The sequence below is a fragment of the Acinetobacter sp. MD2(2019) genome (assembly GCF_035615615.1).
Classification (GTDB): Bacteria; Pseudomonadota; Gammaproteobacteria; order Pseudomonadales; family Moraxellaceae; genus Acinetobacter.
The window spans coordinates 1-19,122 of record NZ_VTDU01000002.1; the positions used below are offsets into that span (position 1 = coordinate 1).

Consider the following 19,122-nt stretch of genomic DNA (forward strand, 5'->3'; position numbering starts at 1 on the left):
GGCCATTCTACTCTCTTTCAAAAGAAAGTCAACTAGTAATTTGAAATATTTTTTAACTTATTCGATAAACCCAAAAACCAACACTTCGTGCTAACTAACTGTTTATCAACAAGTTTTATTTCTCATCACCGCCGATGGATGTGCATTCTACAGCATTCCCATCCCAACACAACACTTTTTTTCATTGTTTCTGTTTGAGTGTATTTTTTTTAATCTATTTTAAGGTTTTTTTATTATTTTCGCCTTTGAACATACAAATTCAGGGGCATTTTGCAGACTTTTTAATCTTTTGCTTTCGTTTTTCTCTTGCCACTTTAGTGCTCGGCAATCGGCATAAATGCAAAAACCCGATTTTCCTTGCTGTTCTTGGTTATTTATAATGCACGTATATTGAAAACTTCCCACAAATTCGTTGCCAACTCCTGCTTTAAAGTCACCTCGTGCATGTGCATAGACATTAATTTGCTGTGTTTTATCTGCATAGCGCCAAACGAATTCACGTGGTAAATACATCTCAGCACCATTTTTGCTTTTTATTTTTGGATAAACCCGTAAAACTGTTAAAACCACGTTCTGGGTGAATTCTTCTGTTTTTCCAGCCGTGCTCACCATCAGCTTACTTTGCATAATTTGATTAAACTGATTGCGAATTTGAATAAAGGTATAAGTTTTTGAATCGTGTTCAATCATGCTAAAGAAGTAAAAATAGCAATGCACAAATGGAAAATCCATCATTTTGCTGTAATACAACACCGCAGGGGCAGACAAAGCATATTTATTTTGCTTGTAGTTTAGCTCGCCTTCTAACTCACCCCAAATTTGCCATTTTTGGTATAAACCTGCATTAAAAGTATGCATTTTATGCATTGCAGATGACAACTGAAAGCTAAACTCTAGCGTAATCTCTCGCTGAAGACTGTCAAAAATTAATTGCGTGCCAGTTTGCTCCAACAAAACATGGTTCAAACAGATCAAGAGGCGCTCTTTGAGTTCGCAATCATCTTGTATCGATAAGTTCTGCAAGCCATCTGAATGTTGCGCACTGGTCGCAATTAAAATTTTAAAGCTGTCGGATGTGGTGGTTTTGACATGATTGGTTTTAAAAATTGGAATATTCGGTGTTCCAATCAGAATTTGCACATTTAGGAAGTGAAAAGGCTCTGGCAAATTGAGCAGGATGAAATTCCAGTGCAAGATAGAATAGTGTGGATTGGGCACCCAAGTTAATTGAATGCCCTTTGAAAGTTGCAATTTAGGTTTGCGAAGCACGTTCCATACCATTGCAACCTCCAATTGTTCCTTTTAGTCGGTATTTTTTCTCGCTAGAAATGTAGTAACAAATCCAGATAAAACATACAACACCGAAATGGTTAAAATACCCACAGGAATGTTGTAAGTGATTGCAGCCAAAATAAGTACAACCGGCAGCATAAAAACAAATGGTACACGTTTACGATCCATTTGCTTAAACGAATAGTATTTCATGTTCGAAATCATGAGTAAGCCAACCACCACCATAAACGCAGCATAAAAAATCTCAACCGCATGGTCTGTTTTTGGAAAAATGTAGTTGTAATCTCGGCTCACCCAAACCACACAAATGACTAAAATGGCAGCCAATGGACTTGCAATACCAATAAAGTAGCGTTTATCAACCACGCCAATTTGCACGTTAAAGCGCGCTAACCGGAAGGCTGCGCAAGCGGTATACACAAAACAACACGCTAAGCCAATGCGGCCAAGTCCATGCACACTCCAACTATACATTAAAATTGCAGGTGCCAAACCAAATGCAATTAAGTCTGATAATGAGTCAAATTGTTCGCCAAAAGCACTTTGTGCACCAATGGCACGCGCGACACGCCCATCCAAACCATCCAACAAAGCGGCTACAAAAATGGCATAAATTGCATGCAGATATTGCCCATCCATACTCGAAATAATGGAGTAAAATCCTGACAATAAGGCTGCCGTTGTAATCAGGTTTGGCCACAAATAAATACCACGGCGTTTCACACGCTGCCCTTCATGGGTATGTTCTTCTTCAACCACTTCAAACGTAATACCATCATAAGCGTCGTCTAAACCATCTCCGTCATGCTTGGGGATATGGGTCATATTTGACTCCTCAGATTCTTTTATTCAGTAATGATTATTCGCCAACAGTCCACTTTACTGCAATAGAACCGCCATTTTCCTGCATTTTTAAATGTGGAAGCAACCAAGATAATGCTTGCTTCGCATCTTCTGCAAATTTCCAAGGTGGATTAATCACCAACAAACCACAACCATTTAATCCAACAGGAGTATCGTCTGGCCAAACGCAAATTTCACAGACCAATTGACGGCGGATACCGGTTTTTGCCATTTTTTTGTAAAAACGATCGACCATCACGCGGTCTTTAATTGGGTACCAGACGGCAAAAATACCTGTTGGCCATTTTAGATAGGCATTCACCAAAAGCTCGACTAACTGTGGGAAATCCTTACGCTCAATTTCGTAAGGTGGATCAATCATCACCAAGCCACGTTTTTCTTTTGGTGGAATCACCCCGAGCAAACCTTCATAAGCATCGCGCTCATGTAAACCTGCACGACGGTCACGAATATTCATATAAAGTTGCTGAAATACTTCAGGCTGCATTTCAAAAATAGTGGCTTTATCCGCTTCACGCATGCCTTCTAAAGCAAACCAAGGCGAACCTGGATAAGCACCTTTCCCTGAAACAGCACGCATGTCTTCAACAATTTTTAAATACTGTTTAATCGCTTCAGGGGCATTTTTTTTCTCTGAAGCAGGCAAATTGATTAAACGATGAATACCCGACAGATACTCACCCGATTTTTGCGCAGCTGCTTGAGAAAGATCATATTTTCCTGCACCACCATGCGTATCGATGTAACGATAGACTTTATCTTTTGCATTGAGACGGGTCAAAAGTTGCAGGAGCAAAACATGCTTCATAACATCTGCAAAGTTACCTGCATGAAAATGATGACGGTAGTTCATGTGATCTAAAATTCCTTAAATTAGCCTGCATCTTAACATGAAATGCCAATTCTTGATGTTGTCTCGCACGATGTTGCTTTAAAATAGCAACAACTTTGCTGAATTTTTGCGATTAATCGAGCCGATATGTCTACTTTTGCCCGTCCTGAATGGGACTTAAATTTTATCATCGATGCCTTAGATCAAGATGGTTTTTGCTTGCTCGATGACGTCTATGCTGCCGATTTTTTTCAAGCCGTGCGCAATGAATGTCTAGCTCAATTAGATCAATTTAAACAAGCAGCGGTTCAAAATGGCGTGGTTTCAAGTATTCGTAGCGATCATATCTTGTGGATAAATCAAGACTTACCCACAGCAGAGCAGCATCGTCAGCGCTTACTTGATTTAGGCCAGCAATTGAACCGAACTTTTTTCTTTGGCATAAAAGAAGTTGAGGCGCATTTTGCATGCTATAACGCCGGCGAATTTTATGCGCTGCATCGCGATAATCCACAACAAAAAAACCATCGGGTATTATCTAGCGTGTTTTATTTGCATGAACAATGGCAGGCAGGTTGGGGTGGACAATTGCGCCTACAAGATAAACACGGCAATTGGCATATTATTGAGCCTCGTCCAAATCGCTTGGCGTTATTTCAAAGTGATTTATTGCATGAAGTGTTGGCAGCAAAACAACAGCGCTTGTCGATTACCGCATGGCTACGCAGTAGTTCTGAAGCACTGAATTGGTAATTGCAACGCAGCATTGCGCTTTTTGCCTTTTAATCTCGGTGTGATGACCTCATATCGACATACATGTTTTGAGGATACGATCATGTTAAACACACATACACAAATTATTGAACGCTTAGGTGCAACCGATCAGCTTTATTTAACGGAAAATTCACCTGAATTGGCGTTAGAACGTGGTGATTTACGTTTGCAATTGGTTACCTTAAGCAAAAATCGTCAAGAACGTGTGTATTTTTTACATGAGGCGATTGCCATTTTGGAGTCGGCGCGCATTGAGTTTGAAGAAATGCCCATGCGCGATTACATCCAACTCTCTTTGCAATTGGGCAAAGCTTACATGATGTATTTTGAATTAACTCAAGAACATAAATTTGCGATTATTACCCAACAAATTTTAAAACCTTTGGCACATTTACAGGATGCCAATGTTTATTTCTTTTTGGCGTATGCGTCATCGGTAAAAAACGAAGTCGCTTTAACCAAACATTGGTTAAAAAAATACGCCAAAACAGAATACGTTGATGTTCAGTTATTAATTGAACATTCAGGCTTTGCAGGGTTACGCCAAGAAAGCTGGTTTAAAGATTTAGTCAAAGCACAATTGCATTGATTGGAATCACTGTCTGAATGTAAATACGATGTGACTGGATTATGAATGCAGTAATTCATTGAGTGTATCAATCACAATTGCCCAGTCGTCATCTTTTTCTAAATGACTTTTTAAAAATTGCCTTTGGCCTTCTGTCCAAAAGTCCGCGCAATGTAACAACGTTTCGGCGGGCAGCTGGTGCTGCTGAATAAATACTTCAATTGAATGTTGGTCTGAATCTAAACCCAATTGTTCGAAGAGAAGTTCTAATGTTGGTTTGACTTCAAACATAATCGCACTCCTTACTTTTGGTTATTTTATATTCAACATCTTACTACAAGCCAAAGCATTGGAGATGTTGCTATTTCGTTTTCTTATTTATCTTCGTGCTTGTTATTTGTGGAAATGAAGGCATAAAAAAACACCTCAAACGAGGTGTTTTTTTAAATCGAACCAAAACGGCGAGATTATTTTAACATGTCTGCAATTGCAGCACGTTCTTCTTCAAGTTCATTTAAAGTGAAGTTGATACGTTCACGGCTGAACTCATCAATTTCTAAACCTTGAACGATTTTGTATTCGCCATTTTCTGTGGTTACAGGGAAACCGAACATCACCCCTTCAGGAATACCGTAAGAACCGTCAGATGGAATACCCATCGTTACCCATTTGCCATTGGTGCCTAATGCCCAATCACGCATATGGTCAATTGCAGCATTTGCCGCAGACGCAGCAGAAGATAAACCACGCGCTTCAATAATTGCCGCACCACGTTTACCCACAGTTGGAAGGAATACGTCTTTGTTCCATGCTGCATCGTTAATTTTGTCTTTTAAACTTACGCCATTTGCCGTTGCAAAACGGTAATCTGCATACATGGTTGGAGAATGGTTACCCCAAACAGTTAAGTTTTCGATATCTGCAACAGCAACACCCGCTTTTTGCGCAACTTGCGTTAAAGCACGGTTATGGTCAAGACGTAACATTGCAGTAAAGTTTTTCGCAGGTAAATCTGGTGCAGAATTCATTGCGATATAAGCATTGGTATTGGCAGGGTTACCTACAACCAATACTTTAACGTCACGGCTTGCAACTTCGTTGAGTGCTTGACCTTGACCAATGAAAATTTCGCCATTTACTTTTAATAAGTCAGCGCGTTCCATGCCCGGACCACGTGGGCGTGAACCAACAAGTAATGCATAGTCTGCATCTTTAAAAGCGACTTTAGGATCGTCTGTACCAACCATACCCGCCAATAATGGGAAAGCACAGTCGTCAAGTTCCATCATTACGCCTTTAAGCGCTTGTTGAGCTTTCTCAACTGGAATTTCAAGCAATTGCAAAATAACTGGTTGATCTTTTCCTAACATCTCACCGCTTGCAATACGGAATAGTAAGCTATAACCAATTTGACCTGCAGCGCCAGTAACGGCAACACGAACGGGTTGCTTCATGTAATTATCTCCAATTGAGGATCGTTAAGATGATTAAACAGTTCGTCCATTTAATCTAATAATCATTAAACGCCAAAGATTGTACTCCAATCCAACTCAAGCTGCATGAAAAATAACGTGTTGTTCAACAAAAGTCTGATAGAGAGTTTCGGTATTTATACATTTTTTTGACTAAAAAAACGATTAAGCTTGATCTGTGGGCACAGGGCTTAATAAATTCCGCGAATGGTAAAATGGCTGGGGCAAGTCGAGACAATTTTGCTTGAACATGACTTATATTGCCCATCACTTTTATAGCAAACATTCAAATGGGTGAGTAAAGTAATATCCTTGCTATTTTGGCAAAACAAAACGATGCCATCGGCAGGCAAACGCGAATTAAGCTGTACAAACTGTTTGATTAATCCAGCTTTAGCCACCGAATGTGAATTGGGATCGGTCAATACGACTGGAATTTTCAGTTCTTGGGCATAGTTGGTAATGGTGCGAAAATATTGCGTCGCATTCATCGGCATACAGCCGCCCACACTCCGCCACAATTGTATTCGGGCTATTTCATCGGGGATAATACGTGCCACGACTTTGGCTTGAAGGGGTGCAAGTGTAGCCGAAGTATTGGTTTCACAGCCCGTGCGAATCATTTCAGGCACTAAACCATCTACCGTTAAAGAATAGCCTTCTAAACACTTTCTTTGTTTTTTTCGTGTTCCATCTAAGGCGCAGACCGCAGGTGTCATTTGAACCTGCAGAACATAGCCGCGATTGGGTGGCGCTTCTGCATGAACTGAAGATGCAGCAAAACCAAAAACGCTCACCATAAAAAATACGGTCAGCGTAAAAATCAGCTTTTGTGTACACACTAAGTCCATTCGCATCTCACAAATCAAATGTTTCTTTTCTGCTTAGTTATTGATCTGCACGTGTCGGAATTGCTTTCATCCATTTCCCAATATTTTGATATCCCTGTCCAAGTACGACTGCATAATGCGTCGCATTGGTCATTACATTTTTGACATAATCGCGAGTTTCTGAAAGTGGAATGCTCTCAACATATTGGTCGGCAGGTAATAATTGTGCATCGGGCTGCCATCTTTTTGCCCGATTCGGCCCAGCATTATAACCGGCCGTTGCAAGCACAGCATTACCACTCAACTGGTTCTGAATCATGGATAAATAATATGTACCATAACGGATATTGGTATTCATATCGCTCAGTGCAGCGGGATTATACGATTCTCCCATTTGTTTTGCGACTAATTTTGCAGTGTTTGGCATAATTTGCATCAACCCACCTGCCCCAACATTCGAGCGTGCATGGGTAATAAAGCGGCTTTCTTGGCGCATAAGTCCATACGCCCACGCAGGGTCAAGGTTGACGTTTTGACTATGACTTAACACATTATCTTTATGTGGCGTTAAATAACGTAGCGCATCATTACGGCGTTTTACCGTGCGGTCTGCGGCATAAATTGCACGGTCATACCACCCCATATCGGCCGCACGCTGGGCAGCAGCCAACAACAAACCATCATCTTCTTTTAAATAAGCTTGGCGCACCGCCCAATTCCACTCTCGATTGGTGTAGCTGTCTGGCGCTTGAATATTGCGTAAGGCAAAGGCACGTCTAAAGTGAATATTTTGATCCAGACGTTGCATATCTGCACTGCTCGCTTGAGTTTGTTCAACTTTTGCATAGGCTTGCCCTAAACGCTGTTGTGCCAATAAGTTGTGATACCCATCGCCACTCATGGCCAATTTTTGGTAAATTTGCTGTGCGGTTTGCTTCGAGCTACTGTCTGCTCGTTGCTCGTAGGCGCGAGCCAACCAATACTGCCAACGGTCTTCTTGTTGTTGAGTCACGCCCATACTGGCAATCGCACGAATCACACTTTCCCAAGCTCCAAAACGAATGGCTTGTCGCGCATAAATTTCAGCTTCTTCTGGACTAAACGCAATGCCGTAGCTGGCATCGAAATAATTTAAAATAATCCGATTAAAATTATTTTTTAAAACACTGGTGCCGCCAATATAAGCCACTGTGCGATACAAATATTTTTGTACCGCGTCCGGCGTGCCTTCAGCAGCGCGGTTAACGGCGCTTAAGCCTGAGTTTAAGTCATTATCGGTTAATCGCCCCAGTGCAAAAATTAAATACGCATAATCGACATCATTATTTTTAGGTGCCGACCAAAGATAGGCCAATGGATTAGCTTGAATCTGGTTTAACTGTGCGATAGTCAGATTCATCCCCAATGCTTGGGCTGTAGCCAAGGATGTGCCGATTTGCCCAGCGCGTAACGCACTCCACAAGCGTTGTTGTTTATCCTGTGCAGTCATTAACGGGCTGCTCAGCATCATTCGTGCTAAGCCTGTACACGAATCGGGCTGGGTACTGGTGTTTAACCATAAATCTTTATATTCAGCAAAAACCAGAGGATCTCCGGTCTTGGCGCGCACTTGCGCCACCGCACAGTTTTCTGCTTGATCAGGATTGGTCACATAGGGAACGACAGGCTGTGCATTGGCAAAATCGGCTTGTTTGACTTTTTCTTCGACATAATCGGCAGCTAATTTTTCTGCCATGGCCGACTGCGGATAACGCTGTGCAAACTGCACAATGCTTCCTGACGGCTGATTGCTTAAATTGACATTCAGCTTCCAATATTCAGGATAATAACCCAGCGCATCTTGCTGCATGGACTGGCTATATTGGTCAAGCAAGGCGGTATTATTTGAATTGGCGGCACGCAACGCATCATTAAACTGCTGTTCTGCGGCATGTGTTAAGCCAAAACAACTTGCGGTTAAAACCAAAACAACCATTTGTTGGATTTTAGATTTAGAAATGACCCGTAAATTGTGCATACAACCCTGCTTTAGCATTTAAAACTTTTAAAATATCTGCCCATTTTTATCTGTAGAGTGTAATGTTTCTCGAATCTCTGAGCTGTTATGTTATGTAACACTTAACCCAAGCCTTAAATAAAACAGTGTTATGAAATAGCTACAAGTTGCTGCCGAAAAAATGCTAAAATATCGCTCCATTTCTTTATGCCAAAGTGTTAGCCAAGTTTTTAACACTTAGCCCTTAATTTTAGGAGCCTACATGACGGTTCAAACTTTCGTTCCACAAGGTGCCAAAGCTGCTTCAGAAAACACTGTTTCCCAGCCTTTGCACACCTCTGACGTTTCAGTGAAAAAACTGTACATTGAAACGCAAGGGTGTCAAATGAATGAATATGACAGTCATCGTATGGCAGATTTATTAGGCGACTCACACGGTTATGTGTTAACTCAAGATCCGAACGATGCCGATATTCTATTAATGAATACCTGCTCAATTCGTGAAAAAGCCCAAGAAAAAGTCTTTAGTGAACTGGGGCGCTGGCGCAAACTGAAAGAAAAAAATCCAGAGTTAGTGATTGGTGTGGGCGGCTGCGTGGCCTCTCAAGAAGGCGATACCATTCAAAAACGTGCGCCTTATGTCGATATGGTATTTGGTCCTCAAACGTTACACCGCTTACCGCAAATGTTAGATCAACATGAAGCGCAAATGACCAAGCCGAAACAAGACAAAATTAAATTGGTCGATATTTCATTTCCTGACATCGAAAAATTTGATTATTTGCCTGAACCGCGCGTTGAAGGTTATAAGGCCTTTGTGTCGATTATGGAAGGCTGTTCAAAATATTGTTCATTCTGTGTGGTGCCATATACCCGTGGTGAAGAAGTTTCTCGTCCCTTAGACGACGTACTTGCAGAAATTGCAACCTTGGCAGAAAAAGGCGTTCGCGAAGTGAACTTGCTTGGGCAAAACGTCAATGGTTACCGCGGTGAAACCTTTGAAGGCGGAGTTTGCACGTTTGCCGAATTGATTCGCTTAGTTGCAGAAATTCCAGAAATTGGCCGCATTCGTTATACCACCTCGCATCCACTCGAGTTTTCTGAAGAACTCATTGAATGCTACCGTGACTTACCGCAAATGGTGTCGCATTTACATTTACCAGTGCAAAGTGGCTCGAACGATGTATTGCAAGCCATGAAGCGTAACCACACCATCGATGTCTATATCGAAAAAATTGCTAAATTACGCAAAATTCGCCCAGATTTGCATTTATCAAGCGATTTCATTATTGGTTTCCCCGGCGAAACCGATCAAAATTTTGCAGAAACCTATCAATTTATCCAAGATTTAGATTTCGATCATTCGTATAGCTTTATCTATTCAAAACGTCCGGGCACACCAGCGTCAGAACTGGAAGATACAACACCGGAAGAAGTAAAAAAAGAGCGCCTTGCGAAAGTACAAAAAGTCATTAAAGATTCAAGTATCGCCAAAACCGATGCCATGTTAGGTACCGTACAACGCGTGTTAATTGAAAATGTATCGCAAAAAGATCCGAATCTTTTGGTCGGAACTGCGGACAATACACGTCTGGTTACATTTATCGGAGATGCAGCGTGGGTGGGACGTTTTGCCGAAATTGAAGTCACAGAAATTAAAACTTTGAATTTAGTGTACGGCGAACTCTTGAATCTTGAGCCTGACGTGGCGTAATGTAGAGGGACAACACCATAACACTAAAAGGAATTGTCTTTGACTACAGCAATCCGACGTACAGTGTCTTTTCCAGGAATTTCAATGGCGCGTTTAAAAAGCATGCTCGGTGCTTATAACAGCCATTTGAAGTTAATTGAACAACGTTTAGATGTCCAAATTAGCCATCGTGGTGATTTTTTTTACATCGATGGGGACATCGAAACGGTTGAGAGAGCAGAAAGCTTATTACAGCGTTTACACGAAGAAGCTGAACTGTCCTCTCAAGTTACAGCAGATCAACTGCATGTAATGATTCAAGGAAGCCAAACCGAGCGTGACCTCATGGATGATACAGGTCAGGAGCACACGGGTTTAGACTGCGTCTGGTTACAAACCCCCAAAGGGCGAATTAACCCGCGTGGTGCAAACCAAAAACGCTATGTACAACGTATTTTGCAAAGTGATATTTCTTTTGGGATTGGCCCTGCCGGCACAGGTAAAACCTATTTAGCTGTAGCAGCCGCCGTCGATATGCTTGAACGTAATGAAATCCAGCGCATTCTTTTGGTTCGCCCTGCGGTTGAAGCAGGAGAAAAACTGGGTTTCTTACCGGGAGATTTAAGTCAAAAAATCGATCCTTACTTACGTCCACTCTATGATGCACTTTATGAAATGCTCGGCTTTGAAAAAGTTGCAAAGTTGATTGAACGTCAAGTCATTGAAGTTGCTCCTTTAGCGTATATGCGTGGGCGCACCTTAAACCATTCCTTTGTCATTTTAGACGAAGCACAAAACACCACCCCTGAACAAATGAAAATGTTCTTAACCCGTTTAGGTTTTGGTTCCCGCGCCGTCATTACCGGCGATATTACCCAAGTCGATTTACCGCGAGGTCAGCAATCGGGTTTAGCACATGCGTTACGCGTACTGGAATCGATTGCTGAAATTCACATTACCCGCTTCCACTCGCGCGATGTGGTACGGCATCAGTTGGTGCAAAAAATTGTTGAAGCCTACGAAGGCTGGGACAATGAACAACAACGGTTAAGTGCCGAAGAACGCGCCGAGCGTAAAGCACGCCAAGACGCTTTGGTACAAGAACACGATCTTGCAGCAGATGCTCAACATTAAGTCATTAAGGATTTTTTTTGAAACTTAATCTTTCCCTACAACAAGACGTTTTAGCACCAGAATTGGTGCTAAAACGTAGTTCGATTAAAAAAACCATTGAAACCACATTACGTCATATCAACATGCAGCAAGACTGTGAAATAGGTATTGCCTGTGTAGATCACGCCCAAAGCCACGAACTGAATTTACAGTATCGCCAAAAAGATAAGTCGACCAATGTGTTGTCTTTTCCTAGCGAAATTCCAGAAGAAGTTCTGCCCTTGCTTGATGCTTTCCCACTTGGGGATTTAGTCATTTGTATTCCTGTCGTGCTCGATGAAGCCAAGCAACAGCAAAAAGTCGCCTCCGATCATTTTATCCACATGCTGGTTCACGGCACACTACATTTGCTGGGTTATGACCATGAAATTAGTGAACAAGATGCTGAAGAAATGGAAGCCTTAGAAATTGAAATTCTCGCCAAATTGGGGTTAAGTAACCCGTATCAAGTTCAATAATTTAGAGTGCCACCCCATGTTTGTTGTGATTTTTAAAGCCACGGTGGCACAACTAGACAGCAACTACTTTGAAACGGCGCAATTGATGCGACAAAAAGCATTTTCGCAATACGGCTGTCTTAAATTTGAATCTTTTCAAGAAAATGATCAAGAAGTTGCCCTGTCCTATTGGCCAGATTTAGCCAGCATTCACGCTTGGCAGCAAGACCCTGAACATTTAATGGCGCAAAATACAGGACGTGAGCGTTGGTATACAAATTACAGCGTAGAAGTCTGTGAAATCCTGCGTCAATATGCAGGCACATCAACGCAAAAATAGTTTACAGACTCGTTAGCCATGCGCTGAGGATTATAGCCACATCAAGTACAAATCCTGCTTAACCGCCGTTTTATTTCACTTCAAACTCAGCTTCGGCTGGATCGAAACGCCAAGTTCGAATAATTCGCAGTTCTGAAATATCATTCATTGAAGCGTCAAAACGACCAAAAGGTGCGCCGCGACGCACCGATGCTTTGGCGGCTTCATCTAAAATCGTCGAACCCGATGTTTGTAAAAGATGAATCGCTCGAATGCCACCTTCTGTATTTAAAATTACCATTAAACGCACATTTCCAGACAATTTTTGCTGCTTCGCTGCTTCTGGATAATAACGATTTCCATACAGCTCGACCTTTTCACGAAATTTATTTAAATACGCCGCAGACGCATCGCGTTTGGCTTGAATGCCATCAACCGTTTTAATTTTTTGCTGATGGCTAAATTCATGTTCGCGCTGCATATATTGTGCTTCAAGGCTTGCAATCATTGCTGCCTTGGCTTGATATTGACTTTGTAAATCCTGAATCTCTTTTTTATGCTGCTGATCTTCCGATTGCTTTTGCCAACTTAACACGGTCATTAACACTTTTTCTTGGAACTTTAGTTCACGTTGCTGCTGCAAACTCTGTAGCTGCTCTAATTGCTGATCGCTGGCTGTTTGTGTTTCAGGTGCAGGTGCGAGTTGGCTAGACATGCGATGTTTTTGCCTAAACTGCCCCGATCCCTGCTGATCATTTTGTGCAACAAAATCGGCATGTTCTATTGGCACCGATGCTGGACGTACCGTTACCGCAATTTCTTGCTGTGCTGCATCGTTTTGATGGGGCATCACAAACTGTATCGATAAAAAAATGACATGCGTGATTAATGCAAGCATTACCGCCAACATAAAAAGTCGATCTTGCCACCAAAAAGCATTCAATTTGCCGCGTATCAACCGTTATACTCCCCATCATCCCTTGCAATGCTAAAATATACATAATTTGTATTTAAGATATGCTTGAATCGACATATCATCATGGTGCTGATCGTTTATAATTTTAAATCGATTTTATGATGCACCCATCATAAAAATAGGTGCTCATTTTTTCTGTTATTGAATAAGATTGCAACCCTATAAGAAACTCTTTTCTTTGGAATTCATCTATGCAAACCCTGATTACTCATTTTTCTCAATATATTCGTCAAATTTATGAAAAAACCAGCGGCTTTATTGAGGAAGAGCGTGAGTTTACAGTCACTGAAGCATTTTTGAATAGCACTTTACAACGTTATGTGACTGACAATGTCGGACTGCTTAAAGATTTACACGCAGACCTGCACGATGACTGGATGCGGCTTTATGCCACTATTCAAATTCAAGGAATTTATGCAGAGGTGTATGTCGATCTAAAATTGCTGCAAATGCAACTGAATAAACAATCGCAACTTTTGGTCTTTGAGCAAATCAGCCAAACACAAATTGTGGAATCAAAAATTCAAGGCGCTATTAAAAATTGGGCAGTGCATGCAGCATTATTTTTCTATCAAAAAATATTAAAACAAGATCCGCTCGGCAAAATTTTATCGCATTTTAATATTGTCACTGTAAAAGATGATTTGCTTTTTCTTGACCTCAGCCGCTGGCTAGGCACTGAATCTATTGTCGCCATGTTAAGTAAAGTGCAAGTGAATCAAGCCGAAGTACAAGAGAATAAGCTGATTGTGTTCGGTAATCTGAATTTAGAAGCTGTTTTAATGCGATCGATGGTTTCTGAAGAAGATATAAAGGAAGAAACTATAGATGTAACGTTAGAATCTAAAAAAACATCATAATTTACCCTATAACATTTAAGCAAAATATTACAAAATATCTGCATCGATTGCATTATTTTGCTTAAATGAAAGGTTATAAATGAAAAGTTTTCAAGCGATGAGAACAAATTATTTTCTATGTATTTTCTCTATGGCTCTTGTTTTATCTACTCCAAATTTCGCTTATGCATTAATGCCATTTCATGCGAGCTATCAATTTATATATAACGAAAAAAATTTAGGTACGGCAGTTAGAAGTTTAGAAAAACAACCAGATCACGCTTGGAAGTATACTTTTCATGTAAATGCTGGGGCTTTGGCTGCTGCAAGCGAAAGTAGCAGCTTCATTTTACAAAACCATCAGATTCAATCTATTTCATTTTCACGTACTAGTAGACTTCTTTTCCAAAATAATTTATTAAGCATTACGTTTATGCCAGATCAGAAACAAATAGAAGCCACAAAGGCAGCAGAAAAAAATGTTTTCGAGTGGCAACCCAATGCGCTAGACGAATTAAATGCTGAAATTCAAGTCAGAGAAGACCTACAATCTTCTGGGCTGAAAAACAATTATTTGATTGCCGATGCCAAAGGGCTAGACAGTCGTAAATTTATTAATGCAGGGTCAGAAAACATTACCACCCCTTATGGAAATTTTGCCACCATCAAAGTACGACTTGAACATGGCGATCCAAACAAAAATACCATTTTCTGGTTAGCACCTAAACTTGATTATGCGCCAGTGAAAGTAACCCACAATGATGGCAGTAATTCTTACGGTTTATTGCTGACAAACTATAAAGCGAGCAAATAATCGACTATTGGGGTCATTTTTAGCTTGCATTTTTTAAGATGCTTTTTAAAATACGTCTTTGCTTAAAAAGCATCCATTATATTTGAGGTATTCTCCTGTGCAAGCTTTAGAACAGAAAATCTTAAACGAAGGTATTGTTCTATCTGACCATGTTTTAAAGGTCGATTCTTTTCTTAATCATCAAATTGATCCCGTGTTAATGCAGCAAATTGGTCAAGAATTTGCACAGCGTTTCAAAGACTGTGGCATTACTAAAATTATTACGATTGAAGCCTCAGGCATTGCACCAGCAGTTATGGCGGGTTTAATTCTTGGTGTGCCCGTTATTTTTGCACGTAAAAATACTTCACTGACCCTTAAAAATGATTTGTACCAAGCCAAGGTATATTCATTTACTAAACAAATTGAAAGCACCATTACCATTTCAAACAAATACTTGAAAGAGAATGACAAGGTTTTAGTGATTGATGACTTCCTTGCTAACGGACAAGCTGCACTCGGCTTAGCCAATTTAGTCGGTCAAGCCAATGCTGAAGTGGTTGGCATTGGTATTGTGATTGAAAAATCATTCCAAACAGGTCGTCAATTATTGCTCGATCAGGGCTACCGCGTAGAATCGTTAGCGCGTCTTGAATCGTTAAACGATGGTAAAGTGACTTTTGTAGCGGCCGAATAAACGTTCTTGCTGATGAAAATTAAAAAAGATGATTCATCATGAATCATCTTTTTTTATGTCCGCGTTATCGCACAGAATATAGTCTTTAGAAGCGCAATTCAGGATAAATTAAGCCCACTACAAATAAAATAGTGCTTCCTATCCAAATCAATAAAACCATCGCTTTAATTTGCTCTTCATTCCAATCACCAGATTCCATATTCAAGAAGAAACTACTTTTCCAACCTTGAATATACTTCGCCCCGCCCCACGACAAAATCCATTTATAAATAAGGCTTGTGAACAGATAAAGTAAGCACCACAGCATTGTAGACATAGCGCCCCAACCTTTCAGAAAGCATCATCTGGCTAACTATTTAAACGATTAATTTTTTCGCAAGCTCACCTAAGCGCTTACCTTGTTCAAAACAAAGTAATTTTTCATCACTGGATAACATTTTTTCATGCCGTGTGCCGCTAACATGCGAAGCCCCATACGGCGTGCCACCCGACTGGGTATTTGAAAGCGCTGGATGAGCATTGGTTAAGCCTAAAATCATCATCCCGTGATGAAATAACGGCGGCAGCATGCTTAACAATGTACTTTCCTGCCCACCATGCATAGAACCAGATGAAGTAAAAACACAGGCAGGTTTATTTTGTAATGCACCACTTAACCACAACGGTGTGGTCTGATCCCAAAAATATTTGAGCGGACTGGCCATATTGCCAAAGCGTGTGGGTGACCCCACCGCTAAACCCGAACAATGGGCCAAATCATCTAAACTACAATAAATATCCCCTTCATTTGGGATACTCGGTGCGGCAATTTCCACCACCGTTGAAATTTCTGGTACGGTGCGAATTTTAGTGGCAACGCCTGCTGCTTCCACGCCATCGGCAATTAAATAAGCCATCTCTCGTGTGGCACCAAGTTTGCTATAATACAAAATTAGAATATACGATTGCATTATCTTTAAGTTCTTGACTAAATAGACTCACTATACGGTATTTTTCACGGTTTTTTGTTCTAAAACACAAGAATATCCAACCAAAGGCAATTAAAAATTAGGATGGGTTATGCACGATTTACTCAAAAAATTACCTTTTTATAATAAAACATGGTTTCAATTTATTTTGTTTCTCGTCAGCCGTTATGAAAATGACCAATGTCGAGAAAAAGCCGCATCTTTAACGTACACCACATTATTTGCAGTGGTTCCCATGCTTACGGTTTTTTTGGTAATCATCTCATCCATTAAAGCTTTAGAACCTGCCCGACAACAATTACAAAATCTGATTTACAGTAATTTTTTGCCTAAAAGTAGTATCGCCTTCGACAAAGCCTTGAGTGCCTTTACCGATAAATCGAGCAACCTTACCGTCATTGGTATTCTATTTCTGTTCGTAACCTCCGTGCTGATGCTGACCAGTATTGAAACCGTGTTTAATCATATTTGGCGGGTCAAACGGCAGCGCAGTGGCATTATTGGTTTTATGCGTTATTGGACTATTTTATCGCTCGGGCCGATTTTATTAGGCAGCGCCTTTGTCATTTCATCAACCGTTGCCTCCATGAACATTCTCAGCAATAACTTTGTCGGCTACGAATTAGATGGATCGCTGATGTTAGGTGTTCTGTCTTTTGTGCTGATTATTCTGGGTTTTTTCATTTTATATTGGACCATTCCCAATCGGACGATTCCCATCAAATCTGCCGCGATTGCCGCCTTATTCAGTGGCACATTGTTTGAATTACTCAAAACCTTTTTTGGTTATGTGATGGCAAATTTCACCAGTTATGAACTGATTTATGGTGCTTTTGCCGCGGTTCCAATCTTTTTATTGTGGATTTATTTATCTTGGAACATTATTTTGCTTGGGGTTGAACTGAGCTTTACCATCACCTCATTTAGTGCAGAAAATCCGCAAAAAAGACATCCTGTGGTGATGCTTTTAGATGTGTTAGAACTGTTTTACAACAAACAAAAAAGTGGTGAAACGGTGAATGAAAAAGAAGTGCTGAAAATTTTAGGTCGCGGTGAAATTGGACGCTGGCCAGCATATGTTGAAATTCTTGAACAACAACATTTGATTAAACACACCCAGCAAGATGATGAATATGTGTTAATTCGAAATTTAAACGAAATCGATTTTTGGCAATTCTATAATGCAGTGCCATTTAGCTTGCCTTTAGCGCGTGATATTCAAGACATTCATGAAAATGATTTATGGATGGATTATCTTGCACCGCATATTTTAGATGCCGATAATTACCTTAAAACACATCTTTCTATCCCACTGGCCGATATTTTTGAAGATAAACAACAGCTCATGCAAAAATAATTTCAATGAATCAAATAAAAAAACCGATGTATTTTCACATCGGTTTTTTTTATTTCAACACGCGAATTTAGTCGGCTTTTACAAAGGTGATCCAAATGAAATCTTGGCTTTTCCCCTTCAAGGTTAAAGTCAGCTCATCGCCGCTATGTAACGCGCCTACGCCTGCGGGGGTTCCTGTCATCACCACATCGCCCGCTTCTAAGCTAAATGCTTGGCTCATATCGCACAGTAATTCTGCAATGCTAAACAACAAAAATGCCGTATCGCCTTGCTGACGTATTTCACCATTCACTTCAAAGCTGTATTTGGCCTGTTGCCAATCTTCAATTTCTGATGGATCGACCCAATCGGCAAGCATACACGAGCGATCAAATGCTTTAGCGCGCTCCCACGGTTGACCTTTGTTTTTAAGTTCAGTTTGTAAATCACGCAAAGTTAAATCTAAACCTAAAGTTACCGCACCAATGGCTTGTAATGCTTTTTGTGGATCGGTTTCATGGCTTAGCGGAGCATCAATTCTTAAACATAACTCGCATTCATAATGACAACTTCCAAGAGCTTTGTTCCACGAAATACCATCATCTAAGCCAATTAATGTGCTAGGTGGTTTAATAAATAAGACCGGACGGTCAGGTACAGCATTACCTAATTCTTTGGCATGGTCTGCATAGCTACGCCCTACACATACAATTTTCGATGGTCGAGTATTCATGTTTATTCCCTTGTTGTTATCAATCAACTATTTTTTAAAACTGCGGGCAAATAACTGCTGTTGGTCTAAATTCGCAAAAACTCGTTTTGGTACAATCACCACATTACGGGTCTTAAATTCAAGTAGATAAGTCAGTTTACCTTCAGCACAATTTTGCACTTCGGCATAAGGATAACGCTGTTGGCGACCATTCGTCCATAAGTCAAAATGTGACTGGAAAAGATCAAATCCTTGTTCGCTTTTACCCAATTGATATTTTACAAATTGACGTTTAAATAAGGTTGGCAACAACCAATAACGCATTAATCCCTGCAACGCCAAGAAAAATAAACCTAAACCAATATAGTAACGCCCTACACCGGTTGCCCCAATATAAAAGCCATACACAACCACCAATAAACTAATCACTGGGGTTAAAAAACGTGTGAATTGTTTTTTACCAAAGGTGGCCAGTGCAAAACCATCTTGAGATTCTTCTAAATTTAGTAAATAACGTACAGATAAAGCCGGTTTCTGATCAATCATAACA

22 protein-coding genes are annotated in these 19,122 nt (G+C 40.5%); 10 read left to right on the plus strand and 12 right to left on the minus strand.

From position 1 onward, the window contains the following. Positions 1-219: 219 nt before the first annotated feature. Genes I2F62_RS01265 through I2F62_RS01275 form a run of 3 tightly spaced genes read right to left on the minus strand, consistent with a single transcriptional unit; the run spans position 220 to position 3,010 of the window. Entirely contained in the window at positions 220-1,281 is a 1,062-nt protein-coding gene (locus tag I2F62_RS01265; protein WP_324625224.1) for a hypothetical protein, read from the minus strand. Between the two features lie 21 nt (positions 1,282-1,302). Next, positions 1,303-2,118: a CDP-diacylglycerol--serine O-phosphatidyltransferase gene (gene pssA / locus I2F62_RS01270; RefSeq protein ID WP_324625225.1), complete on the minus strand. Its 816-nt coding sequence runs from the start codon at positions 2,116-2,118 to the stop codon at positions 1,303-1,305. A gap of 34 nt (positions 2,119-2,152) precedes the next feature. Further along, a complete protein-coding gene (locus I2F62_RS01275) occupies positions 2,153-3,010 on the minus strand; it encodes a 23S rRNA (adenine(2030)-N(6))-methyltransferase RlmJ (RefSeq protein ID WP_324625226.1) in 858 nt (285 codons plus the stop codon). Positions 3,011-3,136: 126 nt separating this feature from the next. Here I2F62_RS01275 and I2F62_RS01280 point away from each other — a divergent pair, with 126 nt between their 5' ends. Beyond that, complete coding sequence (locus I2F62_RS01280) at positions 3,137-3,742, plus strand: 2OG-Fe(II) oxygenase (RefSeq protein WP_324625227.1); 606 nt, start codon at positions 3,137-3,139, stop codon at positions 3,740-3,742. Between the two features lie 82 nt (positions 3,743-3,824). After that, complete coding sequence (locus I2F62_RS01285; protein WP_324625228.1) at positions 3,825-4,352, plus strand: hypothetical protein; 528 nt, start codon at positions 3,825-3,827, stop codon at positions 4,350-4,352. Between the two features lie 39 nt (positions 4,353-4,391). Here I2F62_RS01285 and I2F62_RS01290 read toward each other — a convergent pair whose 3' ends face one another. From I2F62_RS01290 to I2F62_RS01305, 4 genes are all read right to left on the minus strand, one after another. Further along, positions 4,392-4,622 carry a DUF2789 domain-containing protein gene (locus I2F62_RS01290; RefSeq protein WP_324625229.1) on the minus strand — a complete coding sequence of 77 codons (231 nt, stop codon included), beginning with the start codon at positions 4,620-4,622 and terminating at the stop codon, positions 4,392-4,394. 176 nt (positions 4,623-4,798) lie between these two features. Next, complete coding sequence (locus I2F62_RS01295; protein ID WP_324625230.1) at positions 4,799-5,785, minus strand: malate dehydrogenase; 987 nt, start codon at positions 5,783-5,785, stop codon at positions 4,799-4,801. Between the two features lie 209 nt (positions 5,786-5,994). Further along, positions 5,995-6,654, minus strand: a complete 660-nt coding sequence (locus I2F62_RS01300) for a ribonuclease I (protein WP_420713694.1) — start codon at positions 6,652-6,654, stop codon at positions 5,995-5,997. Between the two features lie 37 nt (positions 6,655-6,691). Further along, positions 6,692-8,608, minus strand: a complete 1,917-nt coding sequence (locus I2F62_RS01305; protein WP_324625418.1) for a lytic transglycosylase domain-containing protein — start codon at positions 8,606-8,608, stop codon at positions 6,692-6,694. A 283-nt stretch (positions 8,609-8,891) separates the two neighbouring features. On the opposite strand from I2F62_RS01305, the gene miaB reads away from it, so the two are divergent. The 4 genes from miaB to I2F62_RS01325 are packed head-to-tail and all read left to right on the plus strand — an operon-like array spanning position 8,892 to position 12,272. Further along, a complete protein-coding gene (gene miaB / locus I2F62_RS01310; protein WP_324625231.1) occupies positions 8,892-10,343 on the plus strand; it encodes a tRNA (N6-isopentenyl adenosine(37)-C2)-methylthiotransferase MiaB in 1,452 nt (483 codons plus the stop codon). A 39-nt stretch (positions 10,344-10,382) separates the two neighbouring features. Beyond that, entirely contained in the window at positions 10,383-11,456 is a 1,074-nt protein-coding gene (locus I2F62_RS01315; RefSeq protein ID WP_324625232.1) for a PhoH family protein, read from the plus strand. Between the two features lie 17 nt (positions 11,457-11,473). Further along, the gene (gene ybeY, locus I2F62_RS01320) at positions 11,474-11,953 is read left to right on the plus strand and encodes an rRNA maturation RNase YbeY (protein ID WP_324625233.1); all 480 of its coding nucleotides are present in this window, start codon (positions 11,474-11,476) and stop codon (positions 11,951-11,953) included. A 16-nt stretch (positions 11,954-11,969) separates the two neighbouring features. Continuing rightward, the gene (locus tag I2F62_RS01325; protein ID WP_324625234.1) at positions 11,970-12,272 is read left to right on the plus strand and encodes an antibiotic biosynthesis monooxygenase; all 303 of its coding nucleotides are present in this window, start codon (positions 11,970-11,972) and stop codon (positions 12,270-12,272) included. Positions 12,273-12,342: 70 nt separating this feature from the next. Here I2F62_RS01325 and I2F62_RS01330 read toward each other — a convergent pair whose 3' ends face one another. Beyond that, on the minus strand, positions 12,343-13,161 hold the full coding sequence (locus I2F62_RS01330) for a TonB family protein (protein ID WP_324625419.1): 819 nt from the start codon (positions 13,159-13,161) through the stop codon (positions 12,343-12,345). Between the two features lie 257 nt (positions 13,162-13,418). Between I2F62_RS01330 and I2F62_RS01335 the strand changes: the two genes are divergently transcribed. From I2F62_RS01335 to I2F62_RS01345, 3 genes are all read left to right on the plus strand, one after another. Next, positions 13,419-14,087, plus strand: a complete 669-nt coding sequence (locus I2F62_RS01335; protein ID WP_324625235.1) for a hypothetical protein — start codon at positions 13,419-13,421, stop codon at positions 14,085-14,087. Positions 14,088-14,184: 97 nt separating this feature from the next. Further along, a complete protein-coding gene (locus I2F62_RS01340) occupies positions 14,185-14,880 on the plus strand; it encodes a DUF3108 domain-containing protein (RefSeq protein ID WP_420713699.1) in 696 nt (231 codons plus the stop codon). Between the two features lie 97 nt (positions 14,881-14,977). Next, positions 14,978-15,556, plus strand: a complete 579-nt coding sequence (locus tag I2F62_RS01345) for a xanthine phosphoribosyltransferase (protein WP_324625237.1) — start codon at positions 14,978-14,980, stop codon at positions 15,554-15,556. Between the two features lie 85 nt (positions 15,557-15,641). Here the strand turns inward: I2F62_RS01345 and I2F62_RS01350 are convergent, their stop codons facing one another. Together I2F62_RS01350 and wrbA are read right to left on the minus strand one after the other, a co-directional pair. Next, on the minus strand, positions 15,642-15,872 hold the full coding sequence (locus I2F62_RS01350) for a hypothetical protein (RefSeq protein ID WP_324625238.1): 231 nt from the start codon (positions 15,870-15,872) through the stop codon (positions 15,642-15,644). A gap of 40 nt (positions 15,873-15,912) precedes the next feature. Then, positions 15,913-16,506, minus strand: a complete 594-nt coding sequence (gene wrbA / locus I2F62_RS01355) for an NAD(P)H:quinone oxidoreductase (protein ID WP_324625239.1) — start codon at positions 16,504-16,506, stop codon at positions 15,913-15,915. 109 nt (positions 16,507-16,615) lie between these two features. Here wrbA and I2F62_RS01360 point away from each other — a divergent pair, with 109 nt between their 5' ends. Continuing rightward, the gene (locus I2F62_RS01360) at positions 16,616-17,881 is read left to right on the plus strand and encodes a YihY family inner membrane protein (RefSeq protein WP_324625240.1); all 1,266 of its coding nucleotides are present in this window, start codon (positions 16,616-16,618) and stop codon (positions 17,879-17,881) included. Between the two features lie 67 nt (positions 17,882-17,948). Here the strand turns inward: I2F62_RS01360 and I2F62_RS01365 are convergent, their stop codons facing one another. Continuing rightward, positions 17,949-18,593, minus strand: coding sequence for a fumarylacetoacetate hydrolase family protein (locus tag I2F62_RS01365; protein WP_324625241.1), 645 nt, complete (start codon positions 18,591-18,593; stop codon positions 17,949-17,951). Positions 18,594-18,620: 27 nt separating this feature from the next. Next, positions 18,621-19,118: a YcxB family protein gene (locus I2F62_RS01370; RefSeq protein ID WP_324625242.1), complete on the minus strand. Its 498-nt coding sequence runs from the start codon at positions 19,116-19,118 to the stop codon at positions 18,621-18,623. Positions 19,119-19,122 lie beyond the last annotated feature (4 nt).

Bases quoted from the DNA above. Each gene is read 5' to 3' on its own strand.
- I2F62_RS01295 (WP_324625230.1), bottom strand. From the start codon at position 5,785: ATGAAGCAACCCGTTCGTGTTGCCGTTACTGGCGCTGCAGGTCAAATT.
- I2F62_RS01305 (WP_324625418.1), bottom strand. From the start codon at position 8,608: ATGGTTGTTTTGGTTTTAACCGCAAGTTGTTTTGGCTTAACACATGCC.
- I2F62_RS01350 (WP_324625238.1), bottom strand. From the start codon at position 15,872: ATGTCTACAATGCTGTGGTGCTTACTTTATCTGTTCACAAGCCTTATT.
- I2F62_RS01330 (WP_324625419.1), bottom strand. From the start codon at position 13,161: ATGTTGGCGGTAATGCTTGCATTAATCACGCATGTCATTTTTTTATCG.
- I2F62_RS01265 (WP_324625224.1), bottom strand. From the start codon at position 1,281: ATGGTATGGAACGTGCTTCGCAAACCTAAATTGCAACTTTCAAAGGGC.
- I2F62_RS01290 (WP_324625229.1), bottom strand. From the start codon at position 4,622: ATGTTTGAAGTCAAACCAACATTAGAACTTCTCTTCGAACAATTGGGT.
- I2F62_RS01325 (WP_324625234.1), top strand. From the start codon at position 11,970: ATGTTTGTTGTGATTTTTAAAGCCACGGTGGCACAACTAGACAGCAAC.
- I2F62_RS01365 (WP_324625241.1), bottom strand. From the start codon at position 18,593: ATGAATACTCGACCATCGAAAATTGTATGTGTAGGGCGTAGCTATGCA.
- I2F62_RS01335 (WP_324625235.1), top strand. From the start codon at position 13,419: ATGCAAACCCTGATTACTCATTTTTCTCAATATATTCGTCAAATTTAT.
- I2F62_RS01300 (WP_420713694.1), bottom strand. From the start codon at position 6,654: ATGGACTTAGTGTGTACACAAAAGCTGATTTTTACGCTGACCGTATTT.
- miaB (WP_324625231.1), top strand. From the start codon at position 8,892: ATGACGGTTCAAACTTTCGTTCCACAAGGTGCCAAAGCTGCTTCAGAA.
- I2F62_RS01275 (WP_324625226.1), bottom strand. From the start codon at position 3,010: ATGAACTACCGTCATCATTTTCATGCAGGTAACTTTGCAGATGTTATG.
- I2F62_RS01340 (WP_420713699.1), top strand. From the start codon at position 14,185: ATGAGAACAAATTATTTTCTATGTATTTTCTCTATGGCTCTTGTTTTA.
- I2F62_RS01370 (WP_324625242.1), bottom strand. From the start codon at position 19,118: ATGATTGATCAGAAACCGGCTTTATCTGTACGTTATTTACTAAATTTA.
- I2F62_RS01285 (WP_324625228.1), top strand. From the start codon at position 3,825: ATGTTAAACACACATACACAAATTATTGAACGCTTAGGTGCAACCGAT.
- pssA (WP_324625225.1), bottom strand. From the start codon at position 2,118: ATGACCCATATCCCCAAGCATGACGGAGATGGTTTAGACGACGCTTAT.
- wrbA (WP_324625239.1), bottom strand. From the start codon at position 16,506: ATGCAATCGTATATTCTAATTTTGTATTATAGCAAACTTGGTGCCACA.
- I2F62_RS01280 (WP_324625227.1), top strand. From the start codon at position 3,137: ATGTCTACTTTTGCCCGTCCTGAATGGGACTTAAATTTTATCATCGAT.
- I2F62_RS01360 (WP_324625240.1), top strand. From the start codon at position 16,616: ATGCACGATTTACTCAAAAAATTACCTTTTTATAATAAAACATGGTTT.